Genomic DNA, 17285 nt, shown 5'->3' with positions numbered 1-17285 from the left:
GAACAGTGCCCAGTATTACAAGCCGGGACGGAACGGTTCCGGCCGCTCCGCTCTGCGTCCGAAATGGTGCAAAATCGCCTCGACGATCCGGCGGGAAGCCTCCCCGTCTCCGTACGGATTGGCAGCGCGGGCCATGGCATCGTACGCGTCGGCATCGCGCAGCAGATGATCGGCCATGAAGTACACCTGATCCTCGTCGGTGCCGGCCAGCTTGAGCGTGCCGGCTGCGATTCCTTCCGGCCGCTCCGTCGTGTCGCGCAGCACCAGCACCGGCACACCCAGCGACGGCGCTTCTTCCTGGACGCCGCCGGAGTCTGTCAGAATCAGGTGGGCACGGCGGGCAAAGTTGTGGAAGTCAAAGGCGTCGAGCGGTTCGATCAGGTGAATGCGCTCGTGTCCGCCCAGCACGTCCTGCGCCACTTCCTGCACAGCCGGGTTGAGGTGCACCGGATATACGACGGCGATGTCGTCATGTTCGTCGACCAGCCGTCGGACCGCGCGGAAAATCTGCCGCATCGGCTCACCCAGATTTTCCCGCCGGTGAGCGGTCATCAGCACCATTTTCCGGCCGGCCACGCGTTCCAACACGGGATGGGTGTAATCGCTGCGGACGGTTGTTTTCAACGCGTCAATGGCGGTGTTGCCGGTGATGTAGATCGCCTCTTCCGGCTTGTTTTCACGCCGCAGGTTTTCTGCCGCACCCTCGGTCGGAGCAAAGTGCAGGTCGGCCATCACGCCGGTGAGCTGCCGGTTCATCTCCTCCGGGAAGGGGGAGTACTTGTCCCATGTGCGCAGGCCCGCTTCCACGTGTCCAATCGCCACCTGGTTGTAAAACGCCGCCAGGCTGGCGACAAAGGTGGTGGTCGTGTCGCCGTGCACCAGAACGATGTCCGGCTTTACTTCCTTCATCACGCCATCCAGTTCGTCCAGGGCGCGGGTGGTAATCTGCACCAGCGTCTGCCGGTCTTTCATGATGTTCAAATCAATGTCCGGTCGGATGTCAAAGATGTCCAATACCTGGTCCAGCATCTGACGGTGCTGGGCGGTCACGCAAACAATCGACTCGATCTGGTCTTCGTGCCTGTTCAATTCGTGCACGAGCGGCGCCATCTTGATGGCTTCCGGCCGCGTCCCAAACACAGTCATCACTTTCAGCTTTTTCATCGGACTTCCTCTCCTACTTCGTCCCAAACAGACGGTCGCCGGCGTCGCCCAGGCCCGGCACAATATAGCCGTGGTCGTTCAGGTACTCGTCGATGGCGGCGACGTAGATGTCCACGTCCGGATGCTCGTCCTGCACCATCTTGATGCCTTCCGGCGCGGCGATCAGACACATCAGCTTCATGTTTTTGGCCCCGCGCTTTTTCAAGGCGGTAATGGCCGCTGCCGCAGAACCCCCGGTTGCGAGCATCGGGTCGATGACGATCAGTTCACGTTCGGCAATGTCGGACGGAAGTTTCACGTAGTATTCCACCGGCTGCAGCGTCTCCGGGTCGCGGTACAGGCCGACGTGGCCCACCTTGGCAGCGGGAATCAGCTTCAGCAAACCGTCCACCATGCCCAGACCGGCCCGCAAAATCGGCACCAGTCCCACCTTTTTGCCGGAAATGACGCGCGCTTTACAGGTCGCCACCGGTGTTTCGATGGTCGTCTCCTCCAAAGGCATGTCGCGGGTAATCTCGTACCCCATCAAGGTTGCCACTTCGTCTACCAGTTCACGAAATTCCTTGGTTCCCGTGTTTTTGTCACGGATATAGGTCAGCTTGTGCTGGATCAGCGGGTGGTCAAATACGTATACGCGGCTCATGCATGTTCCTCCGTTTCCGTATCAATGCATCTTTTCCATCATAGCGAAGGAGAGAGGCGCCGTCAATTTGCCCAATCTTCGTACTTTTTTCTCTTTCCCTGCCTGAGTGGGGGCTTTTTTTATATGATGGCCCTTCCTTGTTGCTTACACGGGGCACCACATTTACCGTTTGTCTATTCCTTGTATTTTTCCAAGAAAAATTCTCTCAGCTCACTAACATGGCTTTCAGCAATATCAAATTTCCGATGATTATTCATTGGGAATTCCCCCGTGTTGATTAGATTACGAGCAAACCTCATTTGTAAAAACACAAGCATATCCTAACATTTTTTCACATGATTTCCAACAAAGGCGAGTGCCGAATTCGATTATGTCCGGAACAATATGCATAAAAATCAAACCATACATCGTGTTTTACAAACAAAAAACAGACCCCGGAGTTATTCACGGGGTCTTAAATTGAAGACAAACTGTTTATTTAGTAAACGTCCTCAGAAATCGATTTCCATAATTTCCAGGCCGGAAGGCCTGCACATTCATCAACCGAAGCTGAAGACAACGTACATCGCATGGAGGGATGGGCCAAGCGAGCTCCTTTGACGACCTGCTCAGCGGAAAAACGAAAGACGCGGGGAAAAACAGGGGGCACAAGTCTCACTTCGTCGAAACACCCAGATGTTTGCCCCCCTGCCCGCGTCGCGTTTTGGAGCGGACATCATTCACTTCTTTGCTGGGCGTCAAGAGAGCGAGCGGGCCCGATCACCCATGCGCCACGGACTTTGTCTACATGCTGAGACCCCGGAGTTATTCACGGGGTCTGTTTGCCACAGCATGCACGTTCTGAAATTAAATCGTCAGGCCTTCATACATCGGGAAGCGTTGGCACAGCGCCGCTACGCGTTGGCGAGCTTCTTCGTGTTTGGCTGCGTCTTCCGGGTTTTTCAAGGTCAGGGCGATGATGGCTGCCACTTCTTTCATCGCTTCTTCGTCAAAGCCGCGGCTGGTCACTGCCGGGGTACCCATGCGGATGCCGCTGGTGACAAACGGGCTTTCCGGATCGTACGGAATCGTGTTTTTGTTGGTGGTGATGTTCACTTCGTCCAGCAGGTGCTCCGCCACTTTTCCGGTCAAGCCGAGGTTGCGCACGTCTACCAGCACCAGGTGGTTGTCGGTGCCGCCGGAAACCAGCGTCAGCCCTTCAGCTTTCAGCGCTTCGGCAAATGCCTGGGCGTTGTTGACGATCTGCTGCGCGTACGTCTTGAATTCAGGCTGCAGCGCTTCGCCGAACGCGACCGCCTTGGCTGCGATCACGTGCATCAGCGGACCGCCTTGCACGCCCGGGAAAACCGACTTGTCGATCGCCTTGGCGAACTCTTCCTTGCAGAGAATCAGGCCGCCGCGGGGACCGCGCAGGGTTTTGTGGGTGGTGGAGGTGACAAAGTGCGCATGCGGCACCGGATTGGGGTGGAGTCCCGCCGCCACGAGACCGGCGATATGGGCCATGTCCACCATGAAATACGCACCGACTTCGTCGGCAATTTCGCGGAACTTGGCAAAGTCGATCGTGCGCGGGTACGCGCTGGCGCCAGCGACGATCAGCTTCGGCTTGTGCTCCAGAGCTTTTGCACGCACATCGTCGTAGTTGATCCGGTGGGTATCCTTGTCCACACCATACTCCACAAAGTTGTACAGCGTGCCGGAGAAGTTGACCGGGCTGCCGTGCGTCAGGTGTCCGCCGTGGGAGAGGTTCATGCCGAGCACGGTATCACCAGGCTTCAGTACGGCAAAGTAGACCGCCATGTTGGCCTGAGCCCCGGAGTGAGGCTGCACGTTGGCGTGCTCCGCCCCGAACAGCTCCTTGACGCGGTCACGGGCGATGTTTTCGGCGACGTCCACATACTCGCAGCCGCCGTAGTAGCGGCGGCCCGGGTAGCCTTCCGCGTACTTGTTGGTCAGAACCGTGCCCATCGCTTCCATAACGGCGCGGCTGACAAAGTTTTCAGACGCGATCAGTTCAATCTTGTCGCGCTGCCTGCCCAGTTCCAGTCGAATTGCTTCCGCCACCTGCGGATCCTGCTTGCGCAAAAACTCTAGCATGCTTGTCTCCTCCTCTTTACACTCAGGGATCTTGGTAGGAATACCGCTTGTCCGACCTAGGTACAACTCTCCGACGACGGTGTTCGGTCGTAGACCGCCCGGGCTCCGCCGATCAGCTTGGGACGCGTCCGCGCTGCGGTGACATGTGCGTCCCCCACTGTCCGGCAGGAGGGGCGAATGGGGACGGCGACGTGCCTTAGGTGCATCCCGATGAGCGTGTCGCCAATGTCGATGCCGGCATGTGCGCGAACGTGCTCCACCACGACGGGATCGGCCATGTGGGCGTATGCGTGTGCGGCCATTGAACCGCCCGCCTGCGGCACGGGGACGACCGTCACTTCATCCAGACCGTAACGTTCCTGTGTCTCTCGCTCCACGACCAGCGCCCTGTTCAAATGTTCACAACATTGAAAAGCCAGCGCAAAACCGCGTTGTTCCTGAACGGCGGCAATCCCCCGGTAAATGGCGGCCGCCACCTCCCGGCTGCCCGCTTTGCCGATCTGCTTGCCCAGCACCTCACTGGTGCTGCAGCCGATGACGAGAATCTGCCCCGGCCGCAGCTCGGCCAACTCTGCCACTTCAGAGACGAGCGCGCTCACCTGCCGTTCGATTGCGAGCATGTCCACCTTACTTCACTCCCGCATGTTTGGCTTCAATCGCTGCAATTTTTTCCACGCGGCGCGCGTGACGCCCTCCCTGGAACTCCGTCTCCAGCCAGATTTTCACGATGTCCAGCGCCAGCCCCGGACCAATCACCCGTTCGCCCAAGGCCAGTACGTTGGAGTCATTGTGTTCGCGGGTCGCCCGCGCGGAAAACGTGTCGTGCACCAGTGCGCAGCGGATGCCGGGCACCTTGTTGGCTGCGATTGACATGCCAATGCCTGTCCCGCATACCAGGATGCCGCGGTCAAACTCCCCTGCCGCCACTTTTTCCGCCACCGGCAATGCGTAGTCGGGATAATCGACCGAATCATTGCAGGTGCAGCCGAAGTCTTCAAAGGAAATGTTCATCGAGGTCAACAGCCTCTTGATCTCCTCCTTCAGGTTGTACCCGCCGTGATCGGCGCCAATCGCCACTTTCATCCTGCCATCCCTCGCTTGTGTCGTGATCTTCTGCCATTATACATCAGAATCGGCAATGTAAAAAGTGAACATTTTTAAGTGAGTTGCAAAAAATGTTCGCCATATTATACAAAAGCAGGCCCTGGCCGACTGCCAACACCTCATCTCTTCACGATATGCGCCGCAACGTCAGCCTGTGAATTTGTTAATCAGGTAGTCCAGCGACTCTTCGATTTCCTCTGCGCAGCGCCGGTAGTCCTCCACCGTACCGCCAAACGGGTCGGCGATGTCGCTCATCCCTTCCACGCCGACATATTCCCGCAGTGTGAACACTTTTTCTGCTGCACCGGGAAACATGCTCTGGATCATCGTCTTGTGGCCCTGCGTCATGGTCAGGATCAGATCGGCCCAGGCGACCAAGTCGTCGTTCAGCCGACGTGCCTGATGATCGTGATCGATACCCCGTTCCGCCAGCACCTGCATGGCGTGCAGGGAAGCAGGCTGACCGTCGAACGCGGCCACTCCCGCCGAACGGACTTCCCACTGGCCGTCCGTTGCCTTCGCTTTAAACAGCGCCTCTGCCATCGGGCTGCGGCAGGTGTTTCCCGTACAGACGAACAAGATTCGCTTCACGTGTCTCTCCCCCTTTCCGGCGAAGCTGCTGTCAGAACCATCTTCCAAGCAAGCGATCTTTCAAATATTTCGGGCCCGTTTTGCCGCTGCCGTCAGCCAGCAGTGTCACAGCATGAATTTCAGACCAAATCCCAGCAAAATCAGTCCACCTAATACTTCGCTGTACTCGCCCAGCCATCCTCCCACCCTTTGTCCGATCATCAGGCCGCAGTAGGCCATCACACCGCCCATGATGCCAAACAGGGTGACCGCCAGCAGTTTGTTTACCTCTATCAAGCCAAAGGAAAAGCCGACCGTCATCGCGTCCAGGCTGACGCTGACGGCAAACAGCAACAGTCCCAGTCCTTTCGTGCACAGGATGCTCTTTTCCTCGCTCTGCACGAACCCGTTCCACAGCATATTCGCACCGATGACCATCAGTACCGCACCGCCGATAAACACTGCAATATCCCCGACCAGCCCGGACAAGTACACCCCGATGGCAATCCCCACGAAGGGCATGGCTACGTGAAACAACCCGATGGTGATGCTGACTTTGATGATTTCTCTGAGGCGCATGCCCACCATCCCCACGCCCACTCCCAGTGAAAACGCGTCCATGCTCAGGGCAAAGGCAATCACCAGCAGGGTTAAAAATTGTCCCCAATGAAATATGGTCAGGTCCACACCGCTCCCCCTCCTGTCTCTTCACCATATGCGGACAAGAGGGCGTTTAGACATTCACACGGACAGAATGCGTCCGCCTGCTGCCTTTTCCAGACGGTTCATGACCGCCATTCCCAGACCGGAGCGGGGAAATGTTTCCCCGACGATAAACTGCACCTGTCGCTCGTCGAACTGCCGCAGCACCGCGTACAGGCGCTGCGCCACTTCACCCGGTTCCGCCCGCGACCCGACGGAGAGCACGACATCGGCTTCGGGATGTGCCTGCCAATACGATGCCGTCTCCGCACTGGCCAGCACCCCGGTGCGCAGTCCGCGGCGTTTGGCCTCGGCAAGCATGCCGTTCATTTTTTCCCGGACGCGCGGCTCCTCACCTTCGACGAGCCACATCTCGCCCTCTGGAGCGTAGTGGGCATACTTCATGCCGGGCGAGCGCGGAGTTTCCGCCGAACCGGCGGAGAAGGCGGGGTCCAGCTCCACGGGGCCGATCACCGCTTCCAACTGCTCGCGGGTGACGCCTCCCGGCCGCAGGATGATCGGCGGCTCCACCGTCACGTCGATGACCGTCGATTCCACCCCGACACCAGTGGGACCGCCGTCCAGCACGCCGGCGATGCGGCCGTCCAGGTCAGTCAGGACGTGGGCAGCCGTCGTGGGGCTGGGGCGGCCCGAGCGATTGGCGCTGGGCGCGGCCACCGGCACACCAGCCTGGCGGATGAGCGCCAGCGCAGCGGGATGGTCCGGCATCCGCACGCCGACCGTGTTCAGCCCGGCCGTCACCAACGAGGCCACCCGGTCCGTCTTGGGAAGGATCAGCGTCAACGGTCCGGGCCAAAACGCCTCCATCAGCCGGCGGGCCTTATCCGACACCGCTTCGGCAACCGTTTGCAGTTGTGCTTCGTCGGCTACATGGACAATCAGTGGATTGTCGGCAGGTCTGCCTTTTGCCAAAAATATTTTTTCCACAGCGTCGTCCGACAATGCATTTGCCCCCAACCCGTACACGGTTTCCGTGGGAAAGGCGACGACCTCCCCGTCGCGGAGCAGTTGGGCGGCATCCACAATCTGTGGACAACCCTGCCAATTTTCCACAGCGTTATCCACAGTGTTATTCACAGTCCATAGCTTTGTTTCCCGATGCTCTTCCATCTTGGCGAATATCCTTTCCGTATGCTCGTTTCACAACAATTCGTGCCTTTAGTATAGAGGTGATGATACAAGTTTTCAACAGGCTGTGGGTAACTTGTGAATAAGTTTCACTTTTTTCAGAACGTTCCCAAGCGATATGCAAAACGACACCACGGCGTAACCGGGTGTCGTTATCTTGAAAATCAGGAGAAGAAGGCGGTCAGTTTTTCCCAGAAGAAGAAGCGTACTTCCATATTCGGCTGAACAGCCGTCGTCTCCTTGACGTCTGTTCCCTGCGGGTTTTTGCCGGCTGGCTGCTGCTCCTGCTTCGCGTCGCGATCGGCAGCTTTATACGGATTGCCCTCTCGCTCGGCAGGCGGTTGATCTGCTGCCATTTCCACGTCGCCCAACCAGCGGGCTTCCAGGTGAGCCAGGCGCCGTTCCGCGAATGCTTCCCATTCGGAATCAACGTCAGCCATCACGGCCGGCAGCGTCTGCTGCGCTGCCGCCTCCATTTGTCCGTCGTCTTGGCCTGACGGCTCAGACTCGGTATCGGGCTCGACGGACGCCGCCTGGACCGCGTCGCCGTTGGACATGTCGATAAAGCAAAGCGGCGGAAACAGGACACACCACCAATTTTGCCCCTTGGCTTCGCCAATGCGGACGCGCAGCGCCTCATAGTCCCCGGCGGGGTACACATACGTCCCGTACAATTTGGTCGGGAACGGAACACGACCGAAATCAACCTCGGCCGGGTAGGAAAACCCCCGCTCCCGGATCGTCTGGTCCACAAGCTGCTGCAATTCCGGCAGCCGGGCAGCCACCACCTGGCGGGCTTCCTCGTAAGAGCGGATCTCCGTGACCCACTCGTTCATCCGTGCGACGATCGCGTCACGCACTTCCCGTTTCAGCCATTGATCCTGCAAGGAATCACTGTTGGCGATAATCCGCAGCCGGATCGACTCTTGAGGGATCGGCCCGTTGTCAAGCACATTGGCCGCCGTAAGCTGTCCCTCCCAGCTCATCATTAACATCAACACACAGAATGCCGCCAACCAGAACCGCTTCATGTTTATCCTACTCCCTTTCTCATACAGTTGCTGCGAATCTCTTTTTCTAGCAACCAGTATGGACGGAATCCAGCGAAAACATACGCACTCTCGCAAAAACATTACGCGATTCTAGCGAAACGTATGCGACTCTGGCAAAACGATCCGACTCTAGCGTAACGTATGCGGAGCTTCCGCGATAAACACAGCGGTTCAAGACGTCTGCGTGACGTACGGCAAACGATCGTGCTGCGCACACGACCACGCTTCTTCAGCGCTGAGAGGAGGGTGTCCCCGCACGCCCGACGACGACCCGCTCGATCCCCGCCAGATCGGGGATGATCTCCACCTCGTCGATCACGCCGCTTTCCTTCATCAGACGGGCAACGTCACGGGACTGATGAATGCCCACTTCAAACGCGACCAGCCCCGGCCGTTTCAGCACCGCAGGCAGCGCCTCGCACAGGCGGCGGTAGCAGTCCAGTCCGTCCGCCCCTCCATCCAACGCCAGCCGGGGTTCGTACGCCCGCACTTCTGCGTCCAGCGTGTCGACCACGGCACTCGGAATATACGGCGGGTTGGAGACCAGAATGTCCACCTGCAGACCTTCCTCCACCAGCGGTTGGGTGAGGTCTCCCTGCAAAAAGCGGACGCGTGCGCCCAACTGTTCCGCGTTTTCGCGCGCGATCACGGTGGCGTCCGGCGAGAGATCTACCGTGCTCACCTGCCAATGCGGCCGTTCGCAGGCCAGCGTGACACAGATGGCTCCGCTGCCCGTGCCGATGTCTGCGACGACGAGCGGCTGCTCCGACGGCCAGATGACAGCTGCGTGCCGCAGCACCTGTTCCACCAGAATCTCCGTCTCCGGCCGGGGAATCAGCACGCCGGGACGGACGCGAAAGGGACGGCCGTAAAACTCCTGAGTGCCGATCATGTACTGGATCGGTTCGCGACGTGCCCGGCGCTGACACAGGTCGATCAGGCACGCCAGGGCGTCAGCGGGCATCGGTTCGCCCAAGGAAATCAAATAGCGGGTCCGGTCCCACCCAAGGCAGTGACGGAGCAGCAGTTCCGCTTCAAACGGCGGATCGGCCACGCCCGCCTCGCGTAAAAAGGAAGAAGCCCGTGCCAGGGCTTCCCGTACTGTCGTCACATCCGGCCATTCACGCTGTGCTTGCATGACTCTTCAACAGCTCCGTCTGCTCGTGCATGATCAGGTTGTCGATGACTTCGTCCAATTCGCCTTCCAGAATCGCTTCCAGACGGTGCAGCGTCAGACCGATGCGGTGATCGGTGACGCGGCTCTGCGGAAAGTTGTAGGTGCGAATCCGCTCGCTGCGGTCGCCTGTCCCCACCAGGCTTTTGCGGGTGGCGTCCTGCTCCGCCATCTGCTGCTGCTGATAATAGTCCAGCAGGCGGGCGCGCAGTACGCGCAGCGCCTTTTCCTTGTTGGAGTTCTGCGACTTTTCATCCTGACAGGAAACCACGATGCCGGTCGGAATGTGGGTCACCCGCACGGCCGACTTCGTGGTGTTGACGCTCTGCCCGCCGGCGCCGCTGGAACAGAACGTATCGATGCGGATGTCTTTTTCGTTCAGCTCTACTTCCACTTCTTCCGCTTCCGGCAGCACGAGGACCGTCGACGTGGAGGTGTGAATCCGTCCGCCCGACTCCGTGGCCGGAATGCGCTGCACACGGTGTGCGCCGCTTTCAAATTTCAGCTTGCTGTACGCACCGCGCCCGCTGACGGAAAAGACAATTTCCTTGTAGCCGCCGATGTCCGTCGGGTTGGCTTCCAGCACTTCCACCTTGAAGCCGTGCCGCTCGGCGTAGCGGGTGTACATGCGGAACAAATCGGCTGCAAACAGCGCAGCTTCGTCGCCACCTGCCGCGCCGCGGATTTCCATGATGACGTTCTTCTCGTCGTTGGGATCTTTCGGCAGCAGCAGAATTTTCAAACGGCCCTCAAGCTGTTCCTTGCGCTTGCTCAGGTCGGAAATTTCCATCTTTACCATTTCGCGCATCTCGTCGTCCAGCTTTTCCTCCAGCATCGCCTTGGCATCCTCAAGCTGGCTTACGACCGATTTATATTCACGGTAGACGACCACTGTCTCTTCCAAAGAAGCCTGCTCCTTGGACAGTTCGCGCAGTCGTTTCGTATCGTTGATGACGTCGGGGTCACATAGGAGATTGGTCACTTCTTCATAACGCTCTTCAACCGCAGATAAGCGCTCGAACACTGCATTTCACCCCACCGTTAAAATACTGTCGACTATAACAGATAAATTATAGAGGGAGATGTGGAAAAAGTCAAAACGGCACAAGCAGGCAAACAGGCCCGGCATGGCCGAGCCTTTGGACTTAAGACAAGCGATTGCATCGAAGAAGCTTGGTTTTCAAACAGTGCGGCAAACAAGCCCGACCGAGCCGAACAGCGAGTGACGGGGAGGAGGATCGCCATGCGGCTGTACCCCGCAGCCGGTGCTGGCAGGCAGGGCTGGCATCAGTCCAGCCTGACAAAAGCATCGGGCGGGGAATCAGCGATGGTACCCGTCGTTTGAGGTGATGTGAAAATCGTAGCGCGGCACTTTTTTACGCAGGGCGGCGATCACCTGCTGTTCGATGGACCGGGCCTGCGCTGCCGTGACGTTGGGGATCAAATCCAACGTAACATATGCATTTCCGCCGCTCAGTGTGATTCGTGCGTTTTCCACGCCCGGCACCGATTTGGCCATGGCTTCCATGTTGTCCATATCGATCTGTGTGGAACGCACGTTGCTGTGACCGATAATCATGTTGGGGTTTTGGTTGCGCCCCATCAAGCTGTCCCGATCTTCCAGCGGAGACGCCCCCCGGTCAATGGCGTCATCATTCCGATCGCTTTTGATGGTCGCGTGCTGCTGTGGATCGTAACTTTGCGCGCCGTAGCTTTGCTCCTGGGGCATCGTCCGGCCGCACCCGGCCGTCAGGGGAGATGCCAGCACAACGGCGGCCAGCACGCCCAGAGTACTTTTCCAAAAGGACTGGCATCGCATAAAAAAGCCACCTCCTGTTTGCCTTATTGTGCGCATCGCAGGCGACGGCCATTCACAGGCAAACAGGGGAGGCCTTCACGAGCAGAATCCCTCAAGCGAGGGCCGCCTTCAGTATGCAACCGGCGGGTGGTAGTAGTGGCGGCGGCATACGCTGCTGTACGTGTCATTTCCGCCGATCTCGATCGTCTCTCCGGTGTAAACGGGTCGACCGTCCTTGAACTTGAGGATGTGGGTCGCTTTTTTGTTGCAGTACACACACACGGTCTTGATCTCCTCGATCTTGTCCGCTTCGCACAGCAAATGGGCACTGCCCGGGAACAACTGGTTTTTGAAGTCTTTCAACAGCCCGTACACGATCACCGGGATGTCCAGTTCATCGACAATTTTGACCAACTGTTCCACATGCTGCTTGCCGAGAAACTGTCCTTCATCCACCAGGACGCAGTGCGGGCGGCCCTCCTCACCGGCGACGATCGCAAAGATGTCCGTATCGTCGCTGATCGGAATCGCTTCCCGGCTGATCCCCACACGTGAGGCTACCTTGCCGACACCGTACCGGTCGTCGATGGCCGGGGTAAACACCAGCACTTTTTTGCCTGACTGTTCGTAGTTGTGAGCCACCGTCAATAACTGGATGGATTTGGAAGCATTCATCGCCCCAAAGCGAAAATACAGTTGTGCCACCTGTCTGTCTCCCTTTACGATCATTTTCCCTTCCGAACGATGCCGCTCCGGGCTCCCCCGTCAAGGTCATTCGTCAGGGCTTCTGGCTCTATTGTAGGGGTACATGCCGCGAAACGGAACGTTTTTTGCGCAAAAAAAGCAAAAACCAGGCAGTGATCCCTGCCTGGTTCTTCTTCCCGATTAGGAAAGATTGTATTTGCGTTTGAAACGGTCTACGCGGCCGCCGGCATCGACAAACTTTTGTTTGCCGGTGAAGAACGGGTGGCAGTTGGAGCAAATCTCCACGCGCAGCGCTTGCTTCACGGAGCCGGATTCGAATTCATTGCCGCATGCACATGTTACTTTCACAATGTGATAGTCCGGGTGAATACCTTGTTTCATCCTCATACACCTCTTTTCCGCCCTGAATCGTTTGCCGAAACAGAGTTATATACAAATGCACATACAAGATAGTAGCACGGTTCGAAGCGAAATGCAACAGACTGTCCGCTACGCCATGTTTTTCCGGCGGCGCAGCTCAGCCGGGGGCACGTGCGTAAACGAGCCGATCACGACATCAGGCAGCTCCTGCTGATAGATCTCGATCGCCTGCTTCATCCCGAACACTTCCCCCTTGGCCGGCGGGATCATCGCCAGGTAACTCTCCGGATCGATGTTGAGATTGCGCAGCTGGATCAGCTTGATCCCGGTCCGGCGGATGAAGTTAATCATTGCCTCCATCTCCTCTTCGCGGTCAAAAACGCCCGGGAAACAGAGGTAATTGATCGACGTGTACACGCCCTTGGATGCGGCGTACTCCGCCGAGCGGGCCACGTTTTCCAGCGTGTAGTGGCGCGGCCGGTAGTAGGCGTTGTAGTGTTCGTCAATCGCGCTGATGATGCTGATCCGCATCAGGTCCAATCCGGCGTCCACGATGCCTTTGATGTGATCGGTCAGCCCGGCGTTGGTGTTGATGTTGATGTACCCCATGTCGGTCTGTTCACGGACGCGGCGCATCGCCGGAATGATAATGGAAGCCATCGTGGACGGTTCCCCTTCGCAGCCTTGGCCAAAGCTGATGATGCTCTCCGGCGTCCGCAGGTGATGGAGCATCACCTCGACCAGCTCGTCTTCCGTCGGCTTGAAGTTCATCCGCGTCTGCGGAGACGGGAAACCGCTGTCCTCCGGCTGTTCGGAAATACAGCCGTAACAACCGGCGTTACAGGTGTAGGATACCGGCAGACTGCCCTCCCAGCGGTTGAAAAAGTTATTGGAGGCAGTCAGGCATTCGTATTCCAGCGCACAGTGGGAGAGGTGGCGCAAAATCCGGTTGTTGGGAAACAGCTCCAGTGTCTGCTCAACCCGCTGGCGAAGCTCGTCCATCGGAAAGTTGAGCGGATTCCATTGGTACGGATCATCGCTCTGCCGACCGGCCACCCAGAAGCCGCCGTCTTTCCACACCACGGCCGTGTAGCCGAACAGAGGGAGCTTGCTGTTTTTGTCGGTCTTGATGTAGCCCGGCAGAAGCAGCCGGGTATAACCCTGGGGGATCAGGGCGCCGACCGCCATGCACCCGTCCAGCTTCACCATCTCACCCGTGTCCGGGTCCATGCCGATCGCCACCGTATTGGGCAAACTGACCAGCGTCGCTCCCTCCGGCAGGGGAATCAGTTCGTCCTCCAAAATCTCCGTCAGGATATCGCCGTTACGCGCCACCGCGAGCAGTCCCGGGTGGTCGTAGACGTTGCCGTTTTCGTCTGCGTATACCACATACATTGAAAAATCGCCTCGCTTTATTCGCTCAGCCCATTGTAACGCAACGGCATGTCAATGTAAATGTGAAGGGTTACCTGCTCAAGTAACGCAGCGGATTGATCGGCACGTCGTCCTGCCGCACCTCGAAGTGCAGATGGTACCCGGTGGAATCGCCGGTCCGCCCCATGTAGCCGAGAACTTCCCCCCGCTCCACGTACTGGCCCGGGGAAACGAGAATCTTGCGCATGTGGGCGTAGTAGGTTTGCAGTCCTTCTCCGTGATCGAGAACAACCAAATAACCATAACCGGAACGGCCGCTCCCGGCTTCCACGACGACGCCTTCCTTGGCGGCATGAATGGGGGTCCGCCCCTCGTCCTGATTCCACATGTCAATGCCCTTGTGCATCTTTCCCCAGCGTGTGCCGAAGCCGCTGGTTACGGTCGCCTGTTTGACCGGCCAATCCAGCACGCGGGAACGGCTTGACTGGCGGCTGGCCACCTGTACGGCGCCGCGCCGCTTCTGCCACTCCTTGGTAGTCACCGATTGCGGGTTGGTGACAGGGATCTGGATGGTTTGTCCAATGTAGAGGTTGTCCGACATGAGTCGAAGCAGCGGATTGCGCTCCTGCAGCAGTTCCTTGCTTACGCCGTACCGGCGGGCAATATCGTCCAAGGTTTCGCCGCGGCGGACGGTATGGGTCACGTCGCCCTGACTCAGTTTCAGCTTCATGCCGATTCCCACGAGGTTGGGGTTGGCCAGCCTGTTCAGTTCCACCAGTTGCTTCAGGGACAACCCGTACCGATGAGCAATGCCAGACAGCGTGTCGCCCCGCTGAACCGTATAGGTCATCACATCGCTCCGCTTGGCCGGGGCCGGTTTGGTCAGCGAGGCGTAAGGATTAAACGCTTGAAACAGCACCTGTCCGGCCACATCCTGCATGATCTGTTGCTTCCCGCCCCAATCAGCGGACATTTGCGCGAACTCCACAGCCGCTCCTCCTTTCTGCGGTGCCGCTTCGCCACGGGCCCAGCAGCCGCCGCACGTTCCAGAAACTCTGCTTTTACCGTATGCGGGGGCCCAAAAAAAAATGACGGCAAGTAAATTACCCTGCCGTCACGTTTGCTTGTTTTCCGCGCGTTTTATGCGATTCAAACGTCTGCAAAAATTCTTCGTTGGTCTTGGTCTCCGCCAGTCGCTTGATGAACGAATCGACGAATTCCGGCGTTTCGTTCATGCTTTTGCGAATCGCCCACAGCTTCTCCAACTCTTCTCTGGAAAGCAGCAGTTCTTCGCGGCGGGTGCCCGAGCGGCGAATGTCGATCGCCGGAAAGATGCGGCGTTCCGCCAGTTTGCGGTCCAGGTGCAGCTCCATGTTGCCTGTCCCTTTGAATTCTTCGTAAATCACATCGTCCATGCGGGAGCCCGTCTCCACCAGAGCGGTCGCCAGGATGGTCAGGCTGCCGCCTTCCTCGATATTGCGGGCCGATCCGAAAAAGCGCTTGGGCCGGTGAAACGCGGCCGGGTCAATCCCGCCGGACAGCGTCCGTCCGCTGGGCGGAATCACCAGGTTGTAGGCGCGCGCCAGACGGGTAATGGAGTCGAGCAGAATGACGACGTCCTTTTTGTGTTCCACCAATCGTTTTGCCCGCTCCAACACCAGTTCCGCCACTTTGATGTGGTTTTCCGGCAGCTCGTCAAACGTGGAAGCGACGACCTCCCCCTTGACGGAGCGCTGCATGTCGGTTACCTCTTCCGGCCGTTCATCGATCAACAGGACAAACAGGTGAATGTCCGGCCGGTTTTCCGTAATGCTGTTGGCAATCTCTTTGAGGAGCATGGTTTTTCCCGCTTTGGGCGGCGCGACGATCAGGCCGCGCTGGCCAAGCCCGACAGGGGCGATAAGGTCCATCAGGCGTGCGGAAATGCGCTCCGGAACGGTTTCCAATACGAGTTTGTTTTGAGGGTATAACGGTGTCAAGGCGGGGAAGTGAAGGCGTTCGGCGGCTAATTCGGGGTCTTCTCCGTTTACGGCTTCCACCTGCAGCAACCCAAAATACCGTTCGTTTTCCTTGGGCGGCCGCACCTTGCCGGATACCAGGTCCCCCATCCGCAGATCAAACCGGCGAATCTGCGACTGGGAGATGTAAATGTCCTCCGAGCTGGGGAGGTAGTTGATGGGGCGCAGGAATCCGTAGCCCTCGGGGAGGATTTCCAGCACCCCTTCCATAAACATCAGACCGTCCCGTTCTGCCCTGGCTTTCAGGATGGCAAAGATCAGTTCCTTTTTCTTCAACTGGGAATAGTACGGAATCTGGTATTCCTTTGCCAGCTTGTACAGTTCGGTCAGCTTCTTTTCTTCTAGTTCGGAAAGTAACATGATTCCACCACTCTTTGTATTCTCTTTCTCTATTCTCGTCCGATCGCCGGCTTACAATACCAGGCGGGGTTTGCGCTCCAAGCGGTGGTTTCCTTCGATAAAGCGCACGGTTCCCGTTTTGGCGCGCATGACGACGGAATGGGTCGTGGCGCGCATGCCTTGGAAACGCACGCCCCTGAGCAGTTCACCGTCGGTAACGCCGGTGGCGGCAAAGATGGCGTCATCCCCTTTCACCAGGTCGTCCATGTACAGGACCTGATGCGGATTGGCCAATCCCATTCGCTTGCAGCGTTCGAGCTCTTCTTCGTTTTGCGGCAGCAGCTTGCCCTGAATCTCGCCGCCAAGGCATTTGAGGGCGACCGCTGCCAACACGCCTTCAGGAGCCCCTCCGGACCCGAACAGGATGTCCACGCCCGTGTCGGGAAACGCCGTGTTGATCGCCGCAGCCACGTCCCCGTCGGAAATCAGCCGAATCCGCGCGCCGGCTTCCCTGATCTCGTGGATGATCCGTTGATGGCGGTCGCGATCCAGCACGATTGCCACCAGGTCGCTGATGTCCTTGCCCTGGGCCTGGGCGACTGCCTTCAGGTTATCCTTGATCGGCGCGTTGATGTCCACTTTGCCCACCGCTTTCGGACCGACGGCGATTTTCTCCATGTACATGTCAGGAGCGTGCAGCAGGTTGCCGCGGTCGGCGATGGCGATGACCGAGATGGCTCCCCAGGTCCCTTTGGCAACGATGTTGGTGCCCTCCAGCGGGTCGACGGCTACGTCCACGGCCGGCGCCACCCCCTGGCCCAGCTGCTCCCCGATGTACAGCATCGGTGCTTCGTCCATTTCTCCCTCACCGATGACAACAATCCCGTCCATCGGCACGTTTTCAAACTCCTTGCGCATCGCCGTCGTTGCCGCGTCATCGGCCTCGTCTTTTTTGCCGAGGCCCATCCAGCGGGCGGATGCCAGCGCTGCCGCTTCTGTAACACGTACCAGTTCTAGTGTAAGACTGCGTTCCATA

Annotated in this window: 18 protein-coding genes; all 18 read right to left on the bottom strand. The window is 58.3% G+C overall.

The genetic code is table 11. The features are described from left to right. Positions 1-15 precede the first annotated feature (15 nt). Positions 16-1164 (bottom strand): non-hydrolyzing UDP-N-acetylglucosamine 2-epimerase, encoded by a 1149-nt coding sequence (wecB, locus tag ETC00_RS01040; protein ID WP_171564082.1) that lies wholly within the window; start codon positions 1162-1164, stop codon positions 16-18. Between the two features lie 13 nt (positions 1165-1177). Next, positions 1178-1807: a uracil phosphoribosyltransferase gene (gene upp / locus ETC00_RS01035; RefSeq protein WP_171564081.1), complete on the bottom strand. Its 630-nt coding sequence runs from the start codon at positions 1805-1807 to the stop codon at positions 1178-1180. Between the two features lie 846 nt (positions 1808-2653). Continuing rightward, positions 2654-3904: a serine hydroxymethyltransferase gene (locus ETC00_RS01030; RefSeq protein ID WP_171564080.1), complete on the bottom strand. Its 1251-nt coding sequence runs from the start codon at positions 3902-3904 to the stop codon at positions 2654-2656. Between the two features lie 56 nt (positions 3905-3960). Further along, positions 3961-4530: a TIGR01440 family protein gene (locus ETC00_RS01025; protein ID WP_171564079.1), complete on the bottom strand. Its 570-nt coding sequence runs from the start codon at positions 4528-4530 to the stop codon at positions 3961-3963. A 1-nt stretch (position 4531) separates the two neighbouring features. Then, positions 4532-4987 carry a ribose 5-phosphate isomerase B gene (gene rpiB / locus ETC00_RS01020; protein ID WP_171564077.1) on the bottom strand — a complete coding sequence of 152 codons (456 nt, stop codon included), beginning with the start codon at positions 4985-4987 and terminating at the stop codon, positions 4532-4534. Positions 4988-5155: 168 nt separating this feature from the next. Then, on the bottom strand, positions 5156-5599 hold the full coding sequence (locus tag ETC00_RS01015) for a low molecular weight protein arginine phosphatase (protein ID WP_171564075.1): 444 nt from the start codon (positions 5597-5599) through the stop codon (positions 5156-5158). A 105-nt stretch (positions 5600-5704) separates the two neighbouring features. Beyond that, a complete protein-coding gene (locus tag ETC00_RS01010) occupies positions 5705-6265 on the bottom strand; it encodes a manganese efflux pump MntP (protein WP_171564073.1) in 561 nt (186 codons plus the stop codon). 54 nt (positions 6266-6319) lie between these two features. Beyond that, entirely contained in the window at positions 6320-7411 is a 1092-nt protein-coding gene (locus ETC00_RS01005) for an L-threonylcarbamoyladenylate synthase (RefSeq protein ID WP_171564072.1), read from the bottom strand. Positions 7412-7593: 182 nt separating this feature from the next. Then, on the bottom strand, positions 7594-8460 hold the full coding sequence (gene spoIIR / locus ETC00_RS01000; protein WP_171564070.1) for a stage II sporulation protein R: 867 nt from the start codon (positions 8458-8460) through the stop codon (positions 7594-7596). Positions 8461-8710: 250 nt separating this feature from the next. Next, the gene (prmC, locus tag ETC00_RS00995; protein ID WP_171564068.1) at positions 8711-9619 is read right to left on the bottom strand and encodes a peptide chain release factor N(5)-glutamine methyltransferase; all 909 of its coding nucleotides are present in this window, start codon (positions 9617-9619) and stop codon (positions 8711-8713) included. Further along, a complete protein-coding gene (prfA, locus tag ETC00_RS00990) occupies positions 9603-10679 on the bottom strand; it encodes a peptide chain release factor 1 (RefSeq protein ID WP_171564066.1) in 1077 nt (358 codons plus the stop codon). Before prfA ends, prmC begins: the two co-directional genes overlap by 17 nt. A 297-nt stretch (positions 10680-10976) precedes the next feature. Next, a complete protein-coding gene (locus ETC00_RS00985) occupies positions 10977-11474 on the bottom strand; it encodes a sporulation protein (protein WP_171564065.1) in 498 nt (165 codons plus the stop codon). Positions 11475-11582: 108 nt separating this feature from the next. Next, positions 11583-12158, bottom strand: a complete 576-nt coding sequence (locus ETC00_RS00980; protein ID WP_171564064.1) for a thymidine kinase — start codon at positions 12156-12158, stop codon at positions 11583-11585. 180 nt (positions 12159-12338) lie between these two features. Next, positions 12339-12539 (bottom strand): 50S ribosomal protein L31, encoded by a 201-nt coding sequence (gene rpmE, locus ETC00_RS00975; protein WP_171564063.1) that lies wholly within the window; start codon positions 12537-12539, stop codon positions 12339-12341. A gap of 108 nt (positions 12540-12647) precedes the next feature. Next, positions 12648-13913, bottom strand: coding sequence for a radical SAM family protein (locus ETC00_RS00970; protein WP_171564062.1), 1266 nt, complete (start codon positions 13911-13913; stop codon positions 12648-12650). Positions 13914-13983: 70 nt separating this feature from the next. Then, entirely contained in the window at positions 13984-14880 is an 897-nt protein-coding gene (locus ETC00_RS00965; protein WP_171564061.1) for a peptidoglycan DD-metalloendopeptidase family protein, read from the bottom strand. A gap of 115 nt (positions 14881-14995) precedes the next feature. After that, on the bottom strand, positions 14996-16270 hold the full coding sequence (gene rho, locus ETC00_RS00960) for a transcription termination factor Rho (protein ID WP_171564060.1): 1275 nt from the start codon (positions 16268-16270) through the stop codon (positions 14996-14998). A 51-nt stretch (positions 16271-16321) separates the two neighbouring features. Next, positions 16322-17284, bottom strand: coding sequence for a class II fructose-bisphosphatase (gene glpX, locus ETC00_RS00955; protein ID WP_171564059.1), 963 nt, complete (start codon positions 17282-17284; stop codon positions 16322-16324). Position 17285: the final 1 nt, after the last annotated feature.

The organism is Brevibacillus sp. MCWH (assembly GCF_013096935.1).
Taxonomy (GTDB): Bacteria; Bacillota; Bacilli; order Brevibacillales; family Brevibacillaceae; genus Brevibacillus; species Brevibacillus aydinogluensis.
This window is presented reverse-complemented; position numbering and strand designations above follow the sequence as displayed.

Coding starts and splice junctions, on each gene's coding strand:
- wecB (WP_171564082.1), bottom strand. CDS start 1,164: ATGAAAAAGCTGAAAGTGATGACTGTGTTTGGGACGCGGCCGGAAGCC.
- upp (WP_171564081.1), bottom strand. CDS start 1,807: ATGAGCCGCGTATACGTATTTGACCACCCGCTGATCCAGCACAAGCTG.
- ETC00_RS01030 (WP_171564080.1), bottom strand. CDS start 3,904: ATGCTAGAGTTTTTGCGCAAGCAGGATCCGCAGGTGGCGGAAGCAATT.
- rpiB (WP_171564077.1), bottom strand. CDS start 4,987: ATGAAAGTGGCGATTGGCGCCGATCACGGCGGGTACAACCTGAAGGAG.
- ETC00_RS01005 (WP_171564072.1), bottom strand. CDS start 7,411: ATGGAAGAGCATCGGGAAACAAAGCTATGGACTGTGAATAACACTGTG.
- spoIIR (WP_171564070.1), bottom strand. CDS start 8,460: ATGAAGCGGTTCTGGTTGGCGGCATTCTGTGTGTTGATGTTAATGATG.
- prmC (WP_171564068.1), bottom strand. CDS start 9,619: ATGCAAGCACAGCGTGAATGGCCGGATGTGACGACAGTACGGGAAGCC.
- ETC00_RS00985 (WP_171564065.1), bottom strand. CDS start 11,474: ATGCGATGCCAGTCCTTTTGGAAAAGTACTCTGGGCGTGCTGGCCGCC.
- rpmE (WP_171564063.1), bottom strand. CDS start 12,539: ATGAAACAAGGTATTCACCCGGACTATCACATTGTGAAAGTAACATGT.
- ETC00_RS00970 (WP_171564062.1), bottom strand. CDS start 13,913: ATGTATGTGGTATACGCAGACGAAAACGGCAACGTCTACGACCACCCG.
- rho (WP_171564060.1), bottom strand. CDS start 16,270: ATGTTACTTTCCGAACTAGAAGAAAAGAAGCTGACCGAACTGTACAAG.
- glpX (WP_171564059.1), bottom strand. CDS start 17,284: ATGGAACGCAGTCTTACACTAGAACTGGTACGTGTTACAGAAGCGGCA.